General features: G+C 45.4%; 15 protein-coding genes. 5 read left to right on the forward strand and 10 right to left on the reverse strand.

Features of this window, described 5'->3' with window-relative positions; all coding sequences use genetic code 11:
- Nucleotides 1-416 precede the first annotated feature (416 nt).
- The 9 genes from AAJP47_RS05410 to AAJP47_RS05450 form a co-directional block, all read right to left on the reverse strand.
- Nucleotides 417-1292 carry an N-acetylmuramoyl-L-alanine amidase gene (locus AAJP47_RS05410; protein ID WP_346716879.1) on the reverse strand — a complete coding sequence of 292 codons (876 nt, stop codon included), beginning with the start codon at nt 1290-1292 and terminating at the stop codon, nt 417-419.
- Between the two features lie 94 nt (nt 1293-1386).
- Nucleotides 1387-2574 carry a competence protein CoiA family protein gene (locus tag AAJP47_RS05415; RefSeq protein WP_346716880.1) on the reverse strand — a complete coding sequence of 396 codons (1188 nt, stop codon included), beginning with the start codon at nt 2572-2574 and terminating at the stop codon, nt 1387-1389.
- 48 nt (nt 2575-2622) lie between these two features.
- Nucleotides 2623-3387, reverse strand: coding sequence for an MOSC domain-containing protein (locus AAJP47_RS05420; RefSeq protein WP_346716881.1), 765 nt, complete (start codon nt 3385-3387; stop codon nt 2623-2625).
- A 135-nt stretch (nt 3388-3522) separates the two neighbouring features.
- On the reverse strand, nt 3523-4260 hold the full coding sequence (locus AAJP47_RS05425) for a helix-turn-helix domain-containing protein (RefSeq protein WP_346716882.1): 738 nt from the start codon (nt 4258-4260) through the stop codon (nt 3523-3525).
- Nucleotides 4250-4699 (reverse strand): carboxymuconolactone decarboxylase family protein, encoded by a 450-nt coding sequence (locus tag AAJP47_RS05430; protein ID WP_346716883.1) that lies wholly within the window; start codon nt 4697-4699, stop codon nt 4250-4252. Before AAJP47_RS05430 ends, AAJP47_RS05425 begins: the two co-directional genes overlap by 11 nt.
- A 250-nt stretch (nt 4700-4949) precedes the next feature.
- Nucleotides 4950-5357: a ribosome silencing factor gene (gene rsfS, locus AAJP47_RS05435; RefSeq protein ID WP_346716884.1), complete on the reverse strand. Its 408-nt coding sequence runs from the start codon at nt 5355-5357 to the stop codon at nt 4950-4952.
- A 138-nt stretch (nt 5358-5495) separates the two neighbouring features.
- The gene (locus AAJP47_RS05440) at nt 5496-6380 is read right to left on the reverse strand and encodes a nicotinate-nicotinamide nucleotide adenylyltransferase (RefSeq protein ID WP_346716885.1); all 885 of its coding nucleotides are present in this window, start codon (nt 6378-6380) and stop codon (nt 5496-5498) included.
- 437 nt (nt 6381-6817) lie between these two features.
- On the reverse strand, nt 6818-8965 hold the full coding sequence (gene pta / locus AAJP47_RS05445; protein WP_346716886.1) for a phosphate acetyltransferase: 2148 nt from the start codon (nt 8963-8965) through the stop codon (nt 6818-6820).
- Nucleotides 8966-9137: 172 nt separating this feature from the next.
- Nucleotides 9138-10370 carry an acetate/propionate family kinase gene (locus AAJP47_RS05450; RefSeq protein WP_346716887.1) on the reverse strand — a complete coding sequence of 411 codons (1233 nt, stop codon included), beginning with the start codon at nt 10368-10370 and terminating at the stop codon, nt 9138-9140.
- A 738-nt stretch (nt 10371-11108) separates the two neighbouring features.
- Here AAJP47_RS05450 and lptM point away from each other — a divergent pair.
- From lptM to AAJP47_RS05470, 4 genes are all read left to right on the forward strand, one after another.
- On the forward strand, nt 11109-11417 hold the full coding sequence (gene lptM, locus AAJP47_RS05455; RefSeq protein ID WP_346716888.1) for an LPS translocon maturation chaperone LptM: 309 nt from the start codon (nt 11109-11111) through the stop codon (nt 11415-11417).
- Nucleotides 11418-11674: 257 nt separating this feature from the next.
- Nucleotides 11675-12901, forward strand: coding sequence for a diaminopimelate decarboxylase (gene lysA / locus AAJP47_RS05460; protein WP_346717108.1), 1227 nt, complete (start codon nt 11675-11677; stop codon nt 12899-12901).
- Between the two features lie 342 nt (nt 12902-13243).
- Nucleotides 13244-14131 (forward strand): diaminopimelate epimerase, encoded by an 888-nt coding sequence (gene dapF / locus AAJP47_RS05465; protein ID WP_346716889.1) that lies wholly within the window; start codon nt 13244-13246, stop codon nt 14129-14131.
- 53 nt (nt 14132-14184) lie between these two features.
- The gene (locus AAJP47_RS05470) at nt 14185-15204 is read left to right on the forward strand and encodes a tyrosine recombinase XerC (protein ID WP_497198697.1); all 1020 of its coding nucleotides are present in this window, start codon (nt 14185-14187) and stop codon (nt 15202-15204) included.
- A 56-nt stretch (nt 15205-15260) separates the two neighbouring features.
- Here the strand turns inward: AAJP47_RS05470 and AAJP47_RS05475 are convergent, their stop codons facing one another.
- The gene (locus AAJP47_RS05475) at nt 15261-16169 is read right to left on the reverse strand and encodes a nitrilase-related carbon-nitrogen hydrolase (RefSeq protein ID WP_346716891.1); all 909 of its coding nucleotides are present in this window, start codon (nt 16167-16169) and stop codon (nt 15261-15263) included.
- 373 nt (nt 16170-16542) lie between these two features.
- Between AAJP47_RS05475 and AAJP47_RS05480 the strand changes: the two genes are divergently transcribed.
- Complete coding sequence (locus AAJP47_RS05480) at nt 16543-18189, forward strand: RNA polymerase factor sigma-54 (RefSeq protein ID WP_346716892.1); 1647 nt, start codon at nt 16543-16545, stop codon at nt 18187-18189.
- Nucleotides 18190-18324 lie beyond the last annotated feature (135 nt).

The raw sequence follows: 18324 nt of genomic DNA on the forward strand, positions 1-18324 counted from the left end.
CACTACTGGAAAAAATTTTTCTTGCTTGCTGTGCCTTCGCAGACAGAGGTTACGCAAAATTTATCTCAGTAGTGCTGTAGCTAATTTATAGTGGATTCACTATATCAACTAAAGCATAGAACACAATATAAATAAGGATGCCAATTATTATGCTAATGGTAGAAGGTGTTGACGGGTAGATGTCTATTCGTCTATCGAGCTATCCAGAGTCTTGCTTTGCGCCTTAGCCACCAATTCATGAATCTTAGCACTTTCTTTGAGTACACAGGCATCATAGGCAGAGAGCGGTTGCGATGCTTTTTTCTCTTGCTGTTCCTATGCTTGCTTGGCTTTTTCTTCTAGGTATTTTTGTAGCTCGTCTTGCTCATCTTTTTGAGAATTGCTCATGGTTTATGTCTCCTAATACTTTGTATAGGTTAATAAAAATCATCTCGACCCGCATATTTCTGATTGAGCGCCTGCAATATCGCGTAGGTTTCTGCGTCCATCATACCCGTTGGCTGTTGTGGTCTGAAATGCAATTGAAACGCATAAATGACATCACGGCTGGGTTTGTCCCACTCATCGCTATCGTTGATTTGATAACCATATTTGCGAAAGGCTTGCTTGATTTCATGCACGCTTGGCGCGACCAAGGTACGTCGACTCATGATTTCTTGCTTGTCTGCCTCATCATACCAAGCGCCGATCCCGTATTCCTTATACAGTCGCTCCCAAGGGAATTTTGCACCAGGGTCTATCTTGCGCGAGGGTGCCATATCCGAGTGACCGATGATGTTTTTTGGCGCGATGTCATAACGCGTGGCGATATCTTGTACCAGCTCTGCGACTTTCTTAATCTGCAATTCATCAAATTCGATATAATGGTCGTATGGATGATAATCGAGTTCGCCATTTTTAAGGGCGTCTCGATATTCAGGCTTAATCCCTGCGTTGACGATTTCGATACCGATAGAGGTATCGTTGAGGATGGTTCTACCTGAAAATCCGCCATCGCCTGCATGCCATGCGCGTTCAGATTCTGGCACAAGGTTATAAATTTTATCGTCGTCTTTGTCCAAGACCAGATAGTGCGCGCTCACATTGCCCGTGGTCAAGGTTTTGATTGAGCGCTCATTGTCTGAGACGGTGTAATGCAAGACGATGGTTTTGATGCGCTGGCTTTTGCCAGTCGATTGATAGGTGTCGCTGTCGACGCTGTAGTTTTTGGTGGTTGCTACGTGCGGCGCTGTGGTCACGCAGCCAATCAAAGGCAAGGTTAAGCCAAGTGCTAAGAAGATGTTTTTTACCATGAAATGCTCGGTTTGGGAGGGTGTAATAATCAATATTGACTTATAGTTACGGACATTGTATCAATGAGTAGTTACTCAATTAATTTTGATTACACTATTTTATGAAATACCATCCGTGAACTAACCTCAATGAGTCTCTGATAACGTAATTAAGCAATCTGTCCTCTTTATAAAGCTCGATATAGAAGTTTTTTTCGAAACTATGTTTACGTCTTGAAGAAGCTAGTTTCTCACTAATGTATGGGCTTATTTCAGATGCACAATAACGACAATGGTTTGATAAATAACTATTGTCAGTTGATAAAAGTATTTCACCATGACCAAACTTAGTCTGCCATTTATTACTATTTAATTGTTCTAAAATACTCTGGTACTCGAAGTTAGTAATTTTTGATAAAGGTAAACTATTCAATAAGTAATAAGATGAATTATGAGCTTCAGGCAAGTAAAAATCTATACCTTGAATCAAGCTAGTCATTTTTCTACATGTTGGACACTTAGTAGAACTAATATCAGGATAGGCATGTATAGGAAGTTTTTTACTTGGAAACCACTGAATATCACCAGATAACAAATGTTTGATAAAAACTGTTAACTCAAACTTAAGTGAGTCATCAGTTTTAGAGTTTGAACTTTTGAGGTGTTGCCAAATTATGGTTCTAGGATTCAATAACATGGATAAAGGTTTTATACCTGAAACTATGAACTCTTTTGTTCCTCTACCCTGTAGAGTATTTGAGTCCATAAGCTGCAGATCAAAAAGAGGTAACCATCTTTTCTGATGAAACTCTAAACTTTTTAGCTTTCTTTTTCCAACGTTTTGAAGCCATAACGTTCTTATAGGTAAAGATTGGAATACTCTTGAATTATACTTTGCCTGCCTTTCTCTAGTTCGACTGAATGTTTGGGATGACCATTGTATTTCTACAGGTATGGCAACCTTATCATTGTAAATTATTAAATCAGAAATCCAGACATTCGGTTTCTTATCGTCTGAACGCCTTTCAAATTCAACTTGCCAGCCAATTTCTAAGGCTGCTCGGGCACATAAGTACTTAGCGTACATATGCTCATTAGATTCATCAGTGATAGGACATTCACCACGTTTTTTATGAGCAAAGAACTGTGTCCCATACTGACTGGTTTTAGGTAACGCTTTAGCGCCGCAACAAGACATACATATTTCTATTTGATGATAGTTTTTCTTTAAATCAGTCCATTCATCTGTAGAAAAAGAAAAACTAAAAATTTCTATGCTGTCTTTTATACATGAAAATGGCATCTTAGTTTAAATCATCCCTGATGATGAAATTAGATTCATAAAACATATCTAATCCTTCACAACCTTCTTAGCCAACACCTTTTTCCAACTGTCCTCTAAACACTCAATCTCAAGCCATGGCTCAATGACATTTGCGTCGAACTTCTCTTTGCTATTCGCTAATTGCCAGAGTGTCTCAAGCGTGGCGAACGGATAGGGGCGGTCGATTAAATAGACAGGTAGATCAGCATTGATTAGTCCATCGCGTACGACTTCAAAGTACCAACCAGCGATGCCTTGCTTGCTGACCCACGCCGCGATATTAGGCACCTTGGTAAATTGGCCAATTTGATCATTGATTTTGTAGCACGGGCGGCGCGGTTGGACGATACGCAGTTGCACGCTATCCTCACCGTTTATTTTGTCGTCGCCATACTGATAAACATCGCCAATACAGACAGTAGACTCATCCATCTCAGGTAAACCATCGACAGCTTCAGTCGTGAGATTTTCGCCCAATGTACCGACACGCACTTTTAGCCCAAACTCTGCGTTAATCTTGTCGTACGTTGCGGTTGGTAATTGGTGCACCGCTTTTAAGGGGCCGCCGTGGTGCTTACGATCAGCTTGCTCATCCGTGCTCAAGCCCATAAAGTTGACGGCGACGGGCGCTTTGATAGGTGCTTTATCAATCGCACTCATTTGCTCACGGGAGAACGGCATGGCTTTGCCCGCGCGTACGCATACTAGATTGGCAATATGGAGCGGCAGAGTCGTGTTAAAGTCGGAGTTGGTCTGTTTTTGTGCGCTGGTGTCGGCTGATTCTGTGTGCATTGCGTTCCCTAATGGCTGATCATTTTTTAGCAAATACGATTGGATGATTGCTATCATCTTAGCGCAATCATTAGCAGCTTTCAGCTTTTTTATACCGAGTATATAGATAGGATGATTGATAAAAAACGCAGTCTCTCATTTATGAATGAGCTTTTTATATTTAGCAGGGGTTATTTGTAAAATGGTGTTGAACTCGTTGTTTAAATGAGATTGATCAGTAAACCCGCACTCAAGCGCTAGTTGCGCCAAACTCAACTGTGGGTTATCTTTTATGAGTTGTCTGGCTTGTCTGACTCTGTAAATGCGGGCAAGGTGTTTTGCAGTGATTCCACAGGTGTCTTTTACGTAACGCTCTAACTGACGTTTACCTTTAGGACTATTGTCGTAGGCTGTATTGAGTGGGGTAAGGTTAATTATTTTATGAATGAACTGTTGTGTTTGCTCAATAGTATGGTGAGGGGTTTTTGGCGCATTGAGATACGTTGACAGCAAGTCAATAAACGAATCTAAATTAGCGTCTTGATCAAGTCCTTGCGCGATTTTTGTAAGGGTTGCAGGAGCAACTAGGGCGTGTTTAATCTTTTGTAGATGTGCAAGACCTGCAGGCTTAAATCTGATCCCGCAAAAAACGGTGCCACTTGTAAACGTTACTTTTTTTGATTGTGTTGATATAGTTTGCATAAAGTAGGGCGGCTGCAATCTTATTCCTGATAATTCAAGCTGACCAGAAATTAGAAATATAACACCATTCGCACCGTCACAGGGAAGCCAGCTCTCCCCTGAAAACGGAGCGCTAGCAAACCAAATTGCTTGGATATAATGAGCAATATCGCCTGTTGGACTATAAAGCTCAAGTAATAGGTTATTGTTCATTAAACTCGACTGCAGGTTTAAACATTTTGACTATACGATTCCAACTATTTATGGCATTGATGGCCACGGTTAGCGTTACTAAACTGTGCTGATCAAACACCTCAGTAAGAGCGAGATAAAAGTCATCATCAATGCTTTGTGATAGTGTTAATTTTTCACAAAGTGCTAATGCTGTACGTTCTTTATCATTATAAAGAGGCACATCTTGCCATGCACTAAGGGCAATAATTCGGTTCATGGTTTCGCCGTATTCCAGGGCTTGCGCACTATGCATAGCCAAGCAATAAGCACATTTATTCAACTGTGACACTCTTAACTTCACCAGTTCCCAAATTGTTAACCCAAAGCTCGCCTCTACCTTTTTTTTGATCAGTGCTTCTTGATCCACCAAGTAGTTAACTAGCTCAGGCTCGATATTGTAGTAATTTGCTCTTTTCATAATCGTTCCTAATGGATAAATAACTGTCATTAAGTATATTTTCCAATAGATAAGAATAATTGGAAAAAAGCGACTTTTTATCCTGTTATACAACTTTTATAAGCCCATTCATTTAAGCTTATATTCAAAAATTCACAGATTACAGCGCATCGTAGTTGTTTATCATGACAAGTACGCCCAAATATCAGAACAAAAAAAAGACCAGAATAAATTTCTGGTCTTTTCTATAAACAGCGCTTAACAGTCAAACTTACTTGTTGCGACGACCGGCGGTTTTCTTTTCACGCGGCGTAGCAACCAGCTCAGCCAACTGCTCAGGTGATGACCATAGGCCTTCTAAGTCATAGAACTCACGGGCTTGTGGCGTCATCATATGCACGACAACCGCGCCCAAATCAATCAATGTCCAGTCAGAGTCGATACCGCCTTCACGGCCAAGTGGCATAAAGCCGCCTTGCTTGGCTTCTGCGCCAACGGTGTCAGCCATCGCGCGTACATGGCGTTTTGAGGTACCATCCGCGATGACGATGCGTTCGGTAACGTCCGTCAATTCTTCCACATTCAATACAGTGATGTTCTTCGCTTTCATATCGTCTAGCGCGCTTTGGACAAGGTTTAAGCACACGGTTAAGCGTTCTTCAGTCATGGTGTTGATCATAAATTTTAATCTCTTGAATCGTCAATATATAAAATAAAAAGGTAAAGCTTTAATGAGTTTGTCCAACTGATTGGATATCGCCAGTCACGTATAAAGACAAAAAGGCAAAATAACAAGGATAAGGCGATTTTAACGGAATTAAGCCCCAGAATATAGCTGATGGGCGATAATATAGTGATAAACAGCAGGATTTAGCCATTTAGCGAATGGATTGGGAATAGTATGGCTCATGATAGCATTTATTGGCATAGCAGCGGTAATTTGCGTGTCGGCGTGAGATATTATATCTGCTTGTCTACCCATCGACTGTAGCTGCTCACGTATCTGCGTACTCGATACCGCGACCACCGAGCGTGAGTCTATATAAATATGGCCTTGATGAACATTTTTCAAGTGATTGCTGGCCGTCAGGTTTTGCGTAGACGATATGATCAACTCAGTGGGGTCACCAATAATAAGGGATTTGAGCGGGTCGGGTAGCGCCATTGTTTCTTGCGCGATGACATTGTTAGCAGTCAGGCCATTGTTCGTTTCATCAGGGCCGCCTTGCATGTCAGACATACCCACACGACTAAAAATCCAAAGATTGACAGAATCCGTCAGCCGCAGTCCTTCTTTCCATTGATCTAAACTACGGGCGCTGTCCATTCCCATGATAAATATCAGGCTGTCGTTGGGATAGCGCTGGCGCAGTGTGCGCACACTGTCGATGGTATAGACAGGCGGCGCTTGCCAGAGTTCAAGCTCATTGATTTGAATCGGTGTCTCTTGTGTTGCCAGCTTGAGCATTGCCAATCGATGTGCCGGATCGGTACTGTGGGTTTTAAAAGGCGAACGTGCGTTTGGTAATAGTGACACATGCAGGTCGCGCTGCTCCTCCTCTGCTATGGGCAATAAATGCTGATAAACGATCATCGCCATTTGCACATGACCTTTATGCACCGGATCAAAGGAGCCGCCAAGATAAGCGCGAATGGCGGGTCTAGGGGTTTTTTTAGAGAACGTATCAGCAGTATTTGGCATAAAGAAGGAAAAAAGCGCAAGAGAGAAGCGCTATTGTAGAGGGTGAGTGATCAGCTGTCATTAATCATGTTTTTATTAGCTGCTTGTTTCTACGACGTTCAGTATAAAATCGATGCGTTAATAGTTATGTGCGACTGTTATGAATTTTCCTTGCTGGCTTCTAAACAGAGGCGGCAAAAAATCCCTAGCAGTCGCACGATGGTGGTTTTAAAGTAGCTCGACTATATTTGCCAATAAAAAACCGACCATCAGGGTGACAGTCGGTAATGTGAAATATAATTTTAACCATCATTACAAGCTTAAAAGTGACACGACGTCACGGAGATGGATTTTTCAAAGCCTCTGTCACGCTTGCGAACAGCCAGCGAGAAAAATTCATCTCAGTAGAACAGCGTTACTCTATGCATCACTCTTATTTATAATTAACCAGACAGCAATTAGATCGCATCGCTATATGCCTGAATGGCAGTAAGCGCGATGGTATAAATAATGTCATCGACCAAGGCACCGCGTGACAAATCGTTCACAGGCTTGTTCAAGCCCTGTAGCATCGGCCCGACACTGACGACATTGGCACTGCGTTGTACCGCTTTATAAGTGGTGTTGCCCGTGTTGAGGTCTGGGAAGATAAAGACGTTGGCTTGTCCTGCAACTGGCGAGTCTGGCGCTTTTTGCTTACCAACGCTCATGACTGAGGCGGCATCATACTGTAGCGGGCCATCGACTTTTAGGTCTGGTGCGCGCTCGCGAACGATTTGGGTCGCACGCGTGACTTTTTCGACATCTGCACCTGCACCTGATGAGCCAGTAGAGTAGCTGATCATGGCAACTTTTGGATCGATACCGAAGGCGGCCGCAGATTGTGCTGATTGAATAGCAATCTCAGCCAACTCTTCTGCTGTTGGATCAGGATTGATGGCACAGTCACCGTAGACGACCACTTGCTCAGGCAATAGCATAAAGAAGACGGATGAAACCAGAGAGTACTGCGGCGCGGTTTTAATCAACTGGAACGCTGGGCGTACGGTGTTGGCAGTGGTATGAATCGCACCAGAAACCAGACCATCGACCTCGTCCATCTGTAGCATGGTGGTGCCGAGATACACCGTGTCTTTTAGGTATTCAGCCGCGACATCTTCGCTGGTTTTGCCGTTACGTCGTGCCACTACGGCGGCGATATATTTGCTCATGTCGAGATCATCAGGATCGATAATCTCTAAACCGTCTGGAATAATGAGGTCACGGTTTTTGGCGACCTGCTCAACTTCGCTACGCTTAGCCAGTAGCACGCAATTGGCGATACCACGGCTTTGACAGATACAAGCCGCTTCGACTGTACGAGGTTCAGAACCTTCTGGCAACACGATGCGTTTTTTGGCGTTCTGCGCTTTTTTGACCACTTGATGACGAAAGGCTGATGGCGACAAACGACGCTCATAATCGCGGCTAAAATAGTCTTTAATCCATTCCAAGTTTAAGTGAGCTGCCACATAACGCGCCACTTCTTCAGCGCGCTCTGTATCATCGCTTGGAATCTCAGAGCTCATGTGTACCAAGCTCTGTACAGTCTCATAGCTGTCACTTTCGACGCTCATCACAGGGATACCTGTTTTGAGAGCGGACTGCCACAGCTCAGCAACCGTTTCATTTGGCTCAACGCCGCCCGTCAAGACCAAACCAGCAAGCGGAATGCCATTGATACAGGCCAATCCTGCCGCCAGTAGCAAATCGTCACGGTCGCCCGGCACCACAATCAGTGTGCCACGTTTGAACACTTCATCGACCCGTGCCACAGCTCGCGCCGTTAGACTAATATGATTGATGCGGCGAGTTTTTGCTTCTCCCACGTTTAGCCATTTGGCGTCCAGCTCAGTGGCGATATCCCAAGTGCGAGGCACGGATAAGGAGTCGCTAAACGGCACCACGCCGATCAGACGAAAGGCATCCGTATCAAAATGCGGTGACAAACGTTTCACTTCTTGCATAAAGGTGTCGTCTAGGTGGACGACTGCTTCACCCGGTGCTACAGGCTGTGTCTCAAACGTATTGGGCACATCTTGTACCCGCATCAAAATCACACCCAGCGTACGAGAGCTTGAGATACCACCGAACTCACGCGCGTGGACGTCGAGCTTATCCGCTAGATAGGCAGGTTTGCGAGTATCCGCAGTGCTGACAAAGATGATTTTGGCATCTAGTGCATGAGCAATGGCGCGGTTGATTTGCGACGCGTAAGAGGTTTCGGTAGTTGGCACCAGACCTTCACAGATAACCACGTCATGATCGTCACCGATGGTGTGATAATTGACGACCACTTCTTCCATCAAGTCGTCAAGATTGCCATCACCAATCATACGCTCGACGTGTTGACGGCTGATGGATTTTGGTGGGTTTAAACCAAACGCGTGCATGGTCAAGGCGCTAGAGCTGTCTAAGCTGCGCTGTTTATCCAATGTGTCATCTTGCAAAAACGGCTTCATAAAGCCTGCTTTGATACCATTATAATCAAAAGCACGAATCAGTCCGAGCGCCGCTGAGGTAACACCGATGCCACGGCTAATGGGAACAAGTAAAATGGTTTGCATAATGTATCCTACGGTTTATTATATTTTTAAGGCTCATTTCATCCTTGCTGAAATGAGTAAAACAATGAGTAACGCGGTGCACTTCTTATCCTTTGCTTATTTGCAGACAAGTTATTTGCTAATAAGAAGTGCGGGGCTTCAACGCTTTAACAACCCCTAAAGCCAGTTGCGCTTAAACCAGATTCAATGCCTCACGCGTTTCTTGAGCAATGCGGCCTTCTTCATCGGTTGGGATGACCCACAGCTCAAGGCTACTGTCACTGTTATGGAAGCTGCCTTCATTACCGCCAACCAGTTTTGCGTTTTTGTCCGCGTCTACTTTGATGCCAAAATGACGCATCACATCCAAAATGCGGGCGCGTGTGCTGACAGAGTTTTCACCAATACCGCCCGTAAAGATAATACCTGTCAATTCAGGTAGCGCACAGCTCAAGCTGGCAAGGTACTTACCCACGCGGTAACAGAACATCTCAATGGCAAGCTTCGCCTCTTGATGACCTTCGCTCGCTGCTTGTTCGATGGTACGCAAGTCATTTGATAACCCTGAAATACCCAGTAAGCCGCTTTCTTTGTTGAGCATGGTATCGATATCTTCTAAGCTCATACCAAGTTGGCGCTTGAGATGGATATGTAAGCTTGGATCAACATCGCCGCTGCGTGTACCCATCATCAGGCCTTCTAGTGGCGTCAAACCCATGCTGGTGTCGAGACTCTTGCCATCGTAGACCGCAGCCGCTGAACAGCCATTACCCAAATGCGCGGTTAGCCAGCCATGAGTAGCGCTCGCCTCTGTGATTTCACTGGCGCGCTCTGAAACGTAAGCGTGTGACGTGCCATGAAAGCCGTAACGACGGATTTTATGTTCTTCGTATAGGTCTTTGGGTATGGCATAGCGAAAAGCCACAGGCGGCATGGTTTGGTGAAAGGCGGTATCAAAAACGACCACTTGCGGGATATCAGGATAAATGGCTTTAACCGCCTCGATACCCAAGGCATTTGCAGGGTTATGCAGCGGTGCCAGTACTTTTAGACGCTTAACTTCGTCAAGCACATGATCGTCGACCCGTACCGCTTCTGAGTATTCACGGCCGCCATGAACCACACGATGACCAACGGCGATAAATTGATACTGCTCTAGCAGCTCAAGAATCTTTTGTAACGCCAACTCATGACGGCCACCTGAGATAGAAATCTCAAGCTTTTCGCCATTTAAGGTGGTGTGTTTGATACGGGCAGTATCGAGTCCTAAGTTTTCGGCCAGACCTGTGATACGAGTCGCATTGTCATCGCTAATCAGCGCGTATTTAATGGAAGAAGAACCACAGTTGAGCACTAAGGTAGGGTTGGTAAGGGACGATGTTTCTGTATTTTTGTCATCAAAAGTGGTGGTTGGGCTGGCGCTCATACTCTATCCTTAGATTATATTTTATAAATGGTTTCATCCGCGATGAATACCGGTTAAATAAACAAAAACCAGCCACATCCCTGCTGATATACATGGAGCAAAGTATATTGCTGATTTTGGTGGCGCTTGGTCTGACAGGGCACTACCGATTAGTGCGGGCGAAAGGGCATACTAGCTTCCACCATCCTTCTATCGTAATAGACACAAGGCTGAGCATAATGTAACACATTTTTATGACCATACCACGATAACCATAAGGATTAACAGGCAAGCGTGCTATACATTGAATACAATTGTACACCGATTGTTCCTAGGGATTATCAGGCAATTTGGCACAAAAATACCGCCAATAAAAATTGTAAGAAAATTTTTCTAAACAAATATAAACGAATATTACCGGCGAGAATGGCGGCTCAATCATGTTAAATATTATTGTTTTTATCGAACCATTTCTATCAAATTACTTTTATCTAATCCATCTTGTTTAATGAGTGTTATCTAATCACTTTAAAAACGTTATTTGAGTGTGCTGCCCAAATCAGCTACTTAACCGATGGGTATAATTGATGGCTATAATCGATGGCCGTAGTTGATGGTTATTATGTGTCTTTGCTAAATTTATTACCCTGTCGTATTCAGTATGCGCACCGCTTTATGTAATAATGCTATTATTCAAAGCCTCTACATTATACGTTCTCTTACACTGCCTTCGTTGTCAGATCATAGGTTACCCACTTTATGCTTACTATCCAGCGCGCTTCAAAACTCGATTGTATTACTGTCGCCAATACCTCTAGCGCCAGTCGCCGAGTCGTCTCTACGCTACTTATCAGTGGGGCCGTGATGCTAGGGATGACGGGCTGTGGTCAAAAGGGCGCTTTGTATCTGGAGGAGTCTAATAGCCAAACAGGTCAAAGCAGTACCGAGATGTTAGAGAGCACCAGTCATCCGCAAGATGCCGCTTTTGCTGGGATTGATGAGGATAACCGCCAACAGACACCTGACATGGCGCTGCCAAAACCCAGTGATGATCCCAACGACTATTAATGGTCATTAGCATAACGATGCTCTCCCACGCTTTATTTGCTACATACTTTTAAATTTCACGCTGTCAACCTTTACGCTTACTAACTTTACGCTTACAACCTTTGTGTCCTGATTAAATTAGAGATGTTTTTATGAGTCATTCTGAGTTACAAACTGGCGAATCCGTCACCACTCAAACTGAGCAAGGATTGTACGTCGATCCCAAAGCCTTAACGACCCACTTGTCCGCCTTGCATTATCAAGGGGATGCGCTGTATATGGAGCAGGTCAGTATTGAGTCGTTGACCAAGCAATATGGTACGCCATGCTATGTCTACTCAAAACAAGCAATATTGGAGGAGTATCGATCTTATACCGATAGTTTTGCCAGTTTGGATCACCAGATATGTTATGCCGTCAAGGCCAATTCAAATTTGGCCGTGCTTAGCGTATTGGCGCAAGCTGGAGCAGGGTTTGATATCGTCTCACGCGGTGAGCTGATGCGAGTCTTAGCCGTTGGTGTTGAAGGATCACGCGTCGTATTTTCAGGCGTTGGCAAAACCTATCGCGATATTGAGTATGCGCTCACCCAAGGCATCGGCTGCTTTAACGTGGAATCTATCAGTGAGCTGGCATTGATCAACGAGGTGGCAAAGACGCTTGATAAGTCTGCACCCATCTCATTACGCGTCAACCCAAATGTCGATGCCAAGACCCATCCCTACATCTCGACGGGCTTAAAAGATAATAAGTTTGGCATCACGCATGAAGAGGCGATTGCCGTCTATGAGCAAGCGGCCGCATTATCTCATATCGAGATCGTTGGCATTGATTGTCATATTGGTTCACAGTTGACAGAGGTTGCGCCCTTTGTTGCGGCATTGGACAAAGTCGTTGAATTAATACAAGGTCTACGCGACAAAGGCATTCAGCTGCGTCATATCGATTTGGGCGGCGGCGTGGGCGTGCGTTATATCGATGAGACGCCTGTGTCGATCGAGACGTTTGCCGCGGCGTTGTTGCCCACCCTCAGCAAGCTTGGCTTGACCGTGTTCTTTGAGCCGGGTCGTAGTATTGTGGCCAATGCGGGTATTTTGCTGACGCAAGTGGATGTATTAAAACCGACGGCACACAAAAATTTTGCCATCGTCGATGCTGCCATGAATGACTTGATTCGCCCGGCTTTATATCAAGCAGAAATGGCGGTCATCCCTAGCGTGTTGCCAAACGCTGGTATCGATACCGACGGCACAAAAGCATGGGATATCGTCGGCGCGATTTGTGAGACGGGTGACTTTTTGGCAAAAGACCGTTTGTTGTCTTTAAATCAAGGCGACACACTAGCAATTACAGGCGCGGGCGCTTACGGATTTGTCATGAGTAGCAATTACAACTCGCGTCCACGTGCCTGTGAAGTGATGGTGTCAGATGAGAGTCATCAACTGATTCGTAAGCGCGAAACCATCGAATCGTTGTATGAAAATGAAGTGTTGTGGCAGGACTAAAGAGACCTCCAAACCACCGCGTTAAAATCGTCAACGTATTTGATGGTTAGTAATTGCCCATTGTCATCATGACAATGGGTTTTTTTATGGTGAGAGTGGGTGCGTCTGGGCGAGGTAATTTGATCAATCAACACCAAATCCTAAGAAAACCAGCATCAGCAAGGTCATAAAATCGCATCATTGGTGCCAGTGTTAATGACCATGCCAACTGATAATTTTTGCAGATTTTGCAGAACGTGGTGGCTCATACTACAAGGTATTTGATAGCAGTGACCATTATGATTGTATCTGACAGCGTGCTAATATAAGACATACATAAAAATAGGATAGGATATCAAGGGTATGCTAATAGAATTTACTAAGATGCATGGTTTGGGCAATGATTTTATGGTCATTGACTTGGTGACGCAACGCTTAGAGCTAACCAAGGAGTTGGTAGAATTATTAGGAGATCGTCATTTGGGCATTGGCTTTGATCAACTGCTGGTGGTTGAACCACCAATGCGCCCTGACGTTGATTTTAGTTATCGTATTTTCAATACGGATGGCACAGAGGTTGAGCAGTGCGGTAATGGCGCGCGTTGTTTTGCCCGTTTTGTGCAGGCACGTAAATTGTCGTTCAAGCAGCGCCTCCGTGTCGAAACCGCAAGCGGTGTGATTTCACTGACCACTGATCGTTATGGCTGGGTTGAAGTGGATATGGGTAAGCCAAAGTTTGAGCCAAACGAGATTCCATTTACGCCGCGAGCCACGACCAAGATTCAAAACGCCTATCACTTAGATGTCAACGGTACGCCCGTGCAATTGTACGTTGCCAATATGGGCAATCCGCATGCGGTCATCAAAGTTGACGATGTATTGGAGGCAGATGTCGAACAATTGGGCAAAGCCATCGAGTCGCATCCTGCGTTTCCGGCTCGGGTCAATGTTGGGTTTATGCAAGTCATGAACCAGCGCCATATTCGCTTGCGTGTTTATGAGCGCGGTGTTGGTGAGACCCAAGCTTGCGGTACCGGCGCTTGTGCCGCCGTCGCCGTCGGCATACGAGAAGGCTGGCTCGATGAGGGTGAGGACATACGCGCGCAGCTTTATGGCGGTAGCATGATTATTAAATGGCAGCCAGGCTATGCGGTCATGATGACGGGGCCAACCGCTTTTGTTTATGAAGGCGTATTTAGTCCGGATGGTTTGATGGCGCAGGCGGGTATCAAGTCTGGTCCAGAAGGCTAAGGGCGGATATTAAGGTGAGTATGAGTGCGTCTAATAAAAGTGTGGCTAATAAAATGATGCCCAGTAGTGGCAGTCAGTCTACCGAGTCAGACTCATGGCTATCGGCTAAGCTTGCGGCCACAATCGAATCGGATGACGCGCTACAAGCATTGTTATCACCTGTCCATCGTTGGTTACATACTTTGTCCGTGCGCAATCACTCAGCGCATACACTGACGGCCTATTTTGCGGGACTAAATCAATTGGCGCTGTTTTTACGCGGCAAACGCTTGACGTGGACGCGCTGTGATAAGCGTCAATTGGCACAGCATATTAGCCAGCGCTTGGATGAAGATAAGCTTGCTTTAGCCAGTGTCCAGCAAGAGCTGTCGGCCATTCGCCATTTTTATGGCTGGTTGATTGAAGAGGGCTTGGCGCGCATTAATCCGACGACTGGCTATCAATTAAAACGCAGTCCCAGACCCTTGCCGTCGATTGCTGATGTGGATTTGTTAACACAACTCCTTGACCAAGACATGCCCGATACACCCGAACAAGCCCGCCTATGGTTACGTGATAAAGCCATGTTCGAATTGCTTTATAGCAGCGGTTTACGTGTGGGTGAGCTGGTGGCGCTCGATATGGCAGATGTGGACTTGTCAGATTTGCGCGTACGCGTGACGGGTAAAGGCAACAAAACGCGCCTAGTGCCGCTGGGCGCAAAAGCAGCAGAGTCGATTAGACGTTATCTGCCGCATCGTGATTTGTGGGTAGAGCAGCAAGATCGAGCATTGTTTATCAGCGAAAAGCTGGGAACGCGCCTGTCTACGCGTGCGGTTCAGCAGCGCTTAAAAGTGGCGGCGACCCGCGCTGGTATTGCGCAAAACATGTATCCACATTTATTGCGTCATTGTTTTGCCTCACACATGCTATCAGGTAGTGGGGATTTACGCGCCGTACAAGAGATGCTTGGACATAGTGATATCAGTACCACCCAAATCTACACTCATGTAGACTTTGCCAAATTAACACAAGTCTATGACCGCGCCCATCCGCGCGCCACTCACGCTCAAAATGAGAGTGACATTTCTTAAGAAAGTAGCGTTCCTTAAGAAAATGACGTTCCTTAAATTGACGCATTTAACTAATCTTACGCCAAACGGTGACAATCAAAGATAGGCAGTTTTTGACGGCCTTGCTTTTGAGCGTCTCTATCCAATGACGCCATGACAAGCGCGTAGTCTTGCTCTGCGGCATTACTGTCAGCCTTATTCAAGGCGCTATCATCATAGCTACTCAGCATCGTTCCATCATAAGCGGTAATCGCCGTGTGTCCCCACGTTTGACGGATATTGCCATCTTTATAAACATGATCGCCTCCTTGCGCAGCGCCAATCACCATGCACTGACTGTCTAAAGCCCGTGCCTGTAATAAAAGCGACCAGTGTGCTTGCCCCGTCAAGTAGGTAAAGGCCGAAGGCGCGCTCAAGATATCTGCACCCGCTTGACGCAAACGCTGCGCCAATGCAGGAAAGCGCAGATCGAAACACACCATCATACCCAGCTGATACACCGCATCGGCTGTTTCAATCGGCGCGACCACGGTTTGCGTACCCGGCTCAAAGGTAGCCGCTTCATTATAATTACCTTGCTTGTCTGCGACCGTCGCTGTGAATAGGTGAATTTTGTCGTAACGCGCAACCCGTGTGCCATCCGGCGCAAACAGCTGACTGACTTGTCGTAATCTGTTATTAGGAACGCTGGTGCCATCAGGACGATACAGGCAAGGTAGAGAGCCGACAAGGACATGAATGCCATGAGTGCTGGCATAGCCTGCGATTGTTGCCGATAAATCATCAAAGCGTTCGGCGGTGGCAAACTGAGCGCCCATGCTACAACAGTTCTCAGGTAAGACAACCAGCTCGGCGCCTTTTGCTTGCGCATCGATGATGGCTGCCTGTATATCAGTTAAGTTTTTTGCGATGTCTTGCTGGCTGTTCATTTGTACCGCAGCCGTGGTCAATTGAGACGTTTCTATTTTGTCATGTTTGTCATGCATCGTATGCTTCTCCTTTATGATTAAGACAGGCTCAGTAGGTTTACATCCTTGGTCGTCTTTTATTTTTCACTATCTTGTAGCGCGTATCTGATGCATCGCCGACTTACTTTACAACCAATACAGCGCGATTGAGATAAATTGTCTGACGTGACGTTACAAGTAAGTTGTTTATAAATACGGGCGTTATCGAGGTCAAAACAGACAAGCTGATAGCAATTGGTAAGCGATGTACCAGAGGTATATCTAAGGCGAATATAAATTATCATAGCAAAATTGCGGCAAAAAATGCTATCGTCATGTCTTAGTAAGGTTAAAGCAACACTTTAACTGGCTTCTATATGTCAAATCATCACCGGAGTGTAATAATTCACTTATGAGTATGTCGTTCGGATTGGCGACCACGCTAAGTACCTCACAAAAACTGACACCGCAGATGCAGCAAGCCATCAAATTGCTGCAGCTCTCTAGTCTTGAGCTTGCACAAGAGGTGCAAGCCAAGCTGGACAGTAACCCGTTGCTTGAACGTATCGAAGAGGAAGATGAGTACGAGTATGATAGCGCGGACAGAGCAGAGGGGTTAAATGAATCCTTGACGCTCGATAGTTGGAATCAGGCGACCAGTACAGAGTCGCTATCTGACTCTATTTCTGAGTACGATGAGGGGTTTAGTGACAGTTTGGATAAGTTGCAGCAGGCCAGTATCGATGGAGATGCGATAGACAGCTATGCAAGCGACTATAGTGATGACAGTTATTTTGATACTGATGGATTTGAGAGCAACAATCATCCTGCTTCTGCCGCCACCAGCTCCGCTGGCAACAAAGGCGATGAGGATTTTGATGTTTATCAAGGTGGCACTTCTGCCACCATTCAAGATCACGTGCGCTGGCAGCTAAACTTTAAACGGCTATCAGAGGCGGACATGGTCATTGCCACTTATTTGATAGACGCGATGGATGACATGGGGTTTATTCAGCTTGATATCGATGAGCTGTTACAAAGCTTTGATACGATGGCAAGCTTTTATCAGTGGGATGAGCGGGTTGAGCACGACGAAATCATGGCGGTACTTCGCATCATTCAATCTTGCGATCCATTGGGTGTGGGCGCGCGTAGTTTGAGCGAATGCCTTGCCATTCAGTTGTCCAAGCTCGATACGGGCACCAAATATCTAAAAGAGGCGCAGGCGTTGTTGTCAGCCAGTGAGCATTTGGTCAGCAACAATATCAAAGCGTTGACTGAGCGTACAGGCCTTGCTGCTTCCGACATTACACCAGCCCTTACACTATTGCGGACTTTAAACCCATCACCAGGACTGTTGTTTCAAAGCAATCAACCAGACTATACTCAGCCAACGCCAAGCTATGATATCCCCGATGTACTGGTCACGCCTGTGCGTCGCCAAAAAAGTAATAATGACTCAGAGACACAAAATGAGGGCTGGCACGTCCGTCTCAATCCTGAGACCCTGCCAAAGCTGCGCGTCAATCAAGAATATGCCAACTTAGTCAAACGCGGGGATGACAGCCCTGATAATCAATATCTACGCGAAAACCTGACCGATGCGCGCCTGTTTATTCGCAGTATTGAGGAGCGCAATCAAAACCTACTAAAAGTGGCGACCAGTATCGTGCGCTATCAGCAAGACTTTTTACAGTATGGAGCGACTGCCATGCAACCGCTCATCTTAAAAGCCATTGCAGAAGAAGTGGACTTACACGAGTCCACAGTGTCGCGTTTGACCACCAGTAAAACCATTTTGACGCCGCAAGGATTATTCTCGCTCAAGCATTTCTTTTCATCTCACGTCAGTAGCTCAGAGGGTGACATCTCATCGACAGCGATCAGCGCCATGATTAAACAGCTGATTACTGATGAAGATCCCAAAAAGCCTTTGTCGGACAGTCGGATAAAAGATTACTTATTAGCAGAGGGCATTGATATCGCCAGAAGAACGGTGGCCAAGTACCGTGAGGCCATGAATATTGGCTCATCTACTCAGCGCAAACAAAAATATTGATGGCCTTAATACCATAAAGTATGAGCAGCTTTTGCCATATCAATATGGCGACTTACAAATATAAAAAATAAAATTTTTTGATTATATAGAAACATTAAGGAAACAACATGTTTTATTACATTTAATTACAATTAA

The sequence above is a fragment of the Psychrobacter halotolerans genome (genome assembly GCF_039680845.1).
In the GTDB taxonomy this organism is placed as follows: domain Bacteria; phylum Pseudomonadota; class Gammaproteobacteria; order Pseudomonadales; family Moraxellaceae; genus Psychrobacter.

Coding starts and splice junctions, on each gene's coding strand:
- AAJP47_RS05410 (WP_346716879.1), bottom strand. CDS start 1,292: ATGGTAAAAAACATCTTCTTAGCACTTGGCTTAACCTTGCCTTTGATT.
- AAJP47_RS05415 (WP_346716880.1), bottom strand. CDS start 2,574: ATGCCATTTTCATGTATAAAAGACAGCATAGAAATTTTTAGTTTTTCT.
- AAJP47_RS05420 (WP_346716881.1), bottom strand. CDS start 3,387: ATGCACACAGAATCAGCCGACACCAGCGCACAAAAACAGACCAACTCC.
- AAJP47_RS05425 (WP_346716882.1), bottom strand. CDS start 4,260: ATGAACAATAACCTATTACTTGAGCTTTATAGTCCAACAGGCGATATT.
- AAJP47_RS05430 (WP_346716883.1), bottom strand. CDS start 4,699: ATGAAAAGAGCAAATTACTACAATATCGAGCCTGAGCTAGTTAACTAC.
- rsfS (WP_346716884.1), bottom strand. CDS start 5,357: ATGATCAACACCATGACTGAAGAACGCTTAACCGTGTGCTTAAACCTT.
- AAJP47_RS05440 (WP_346716885.1), bottom strand. CDS start 6,380: ATGCCAAATACTGCTGATACGTTCTCTAAAAAAACCCCTAGACCCGCC.
- pta (WP_346716886.1), bottom strand. CDS start 8,965: ATGCAAACCATTTTACTTGTTCCCATTAGCCGTGGCATCGGTGTTACC.
- AAJP47_RS05450 (WP_346716887.1), bottom strand. CDS start 10,370: ATGAGCGCCAGCCCAACCACCACTTTTGATGACAAAAATACAGAAACA.
- lptM (WP_346716888.1), top strand. CDS start 11,109: ATGCTTACTATCCAGCGCGCTTCAAAACTCGATTGTATTACTGTCGCC.
- lysA (WP_346717108.1), top strand. CDS start 11,675: ATGGAGCAGGTCAGTATTGAGTCGTTGACCAAGCAATATGGTACGCCA.
- dapF (WP_346716889.1), top strand. CDS start 13,244: ATGCTAATAGAATTTACTAAGATGCATGGTTTGGGCAATGATTTTATG.
- AAJP47_RS05470 (WP_497198697.1), top strand. CDS start 14,185: ATGATGCCCAGTAGTGGCAGTCAGTCTACCGAGTCAGACTCATGGCTA.
- AAJP47_RS05475 (WP_346716891.1), bottom strand. CDS start 16,169: ATGCATGACAAACATGACAAAATAGAAACGTCTCAATTGACCACGGCT.
- AAJP47_RS05480 (WP_346716892.1), top strand. CDS start 16,543: ATGAGTATGTCGTTCGGATTGGCGACCACGCTAAGTACCTCACAAAAA.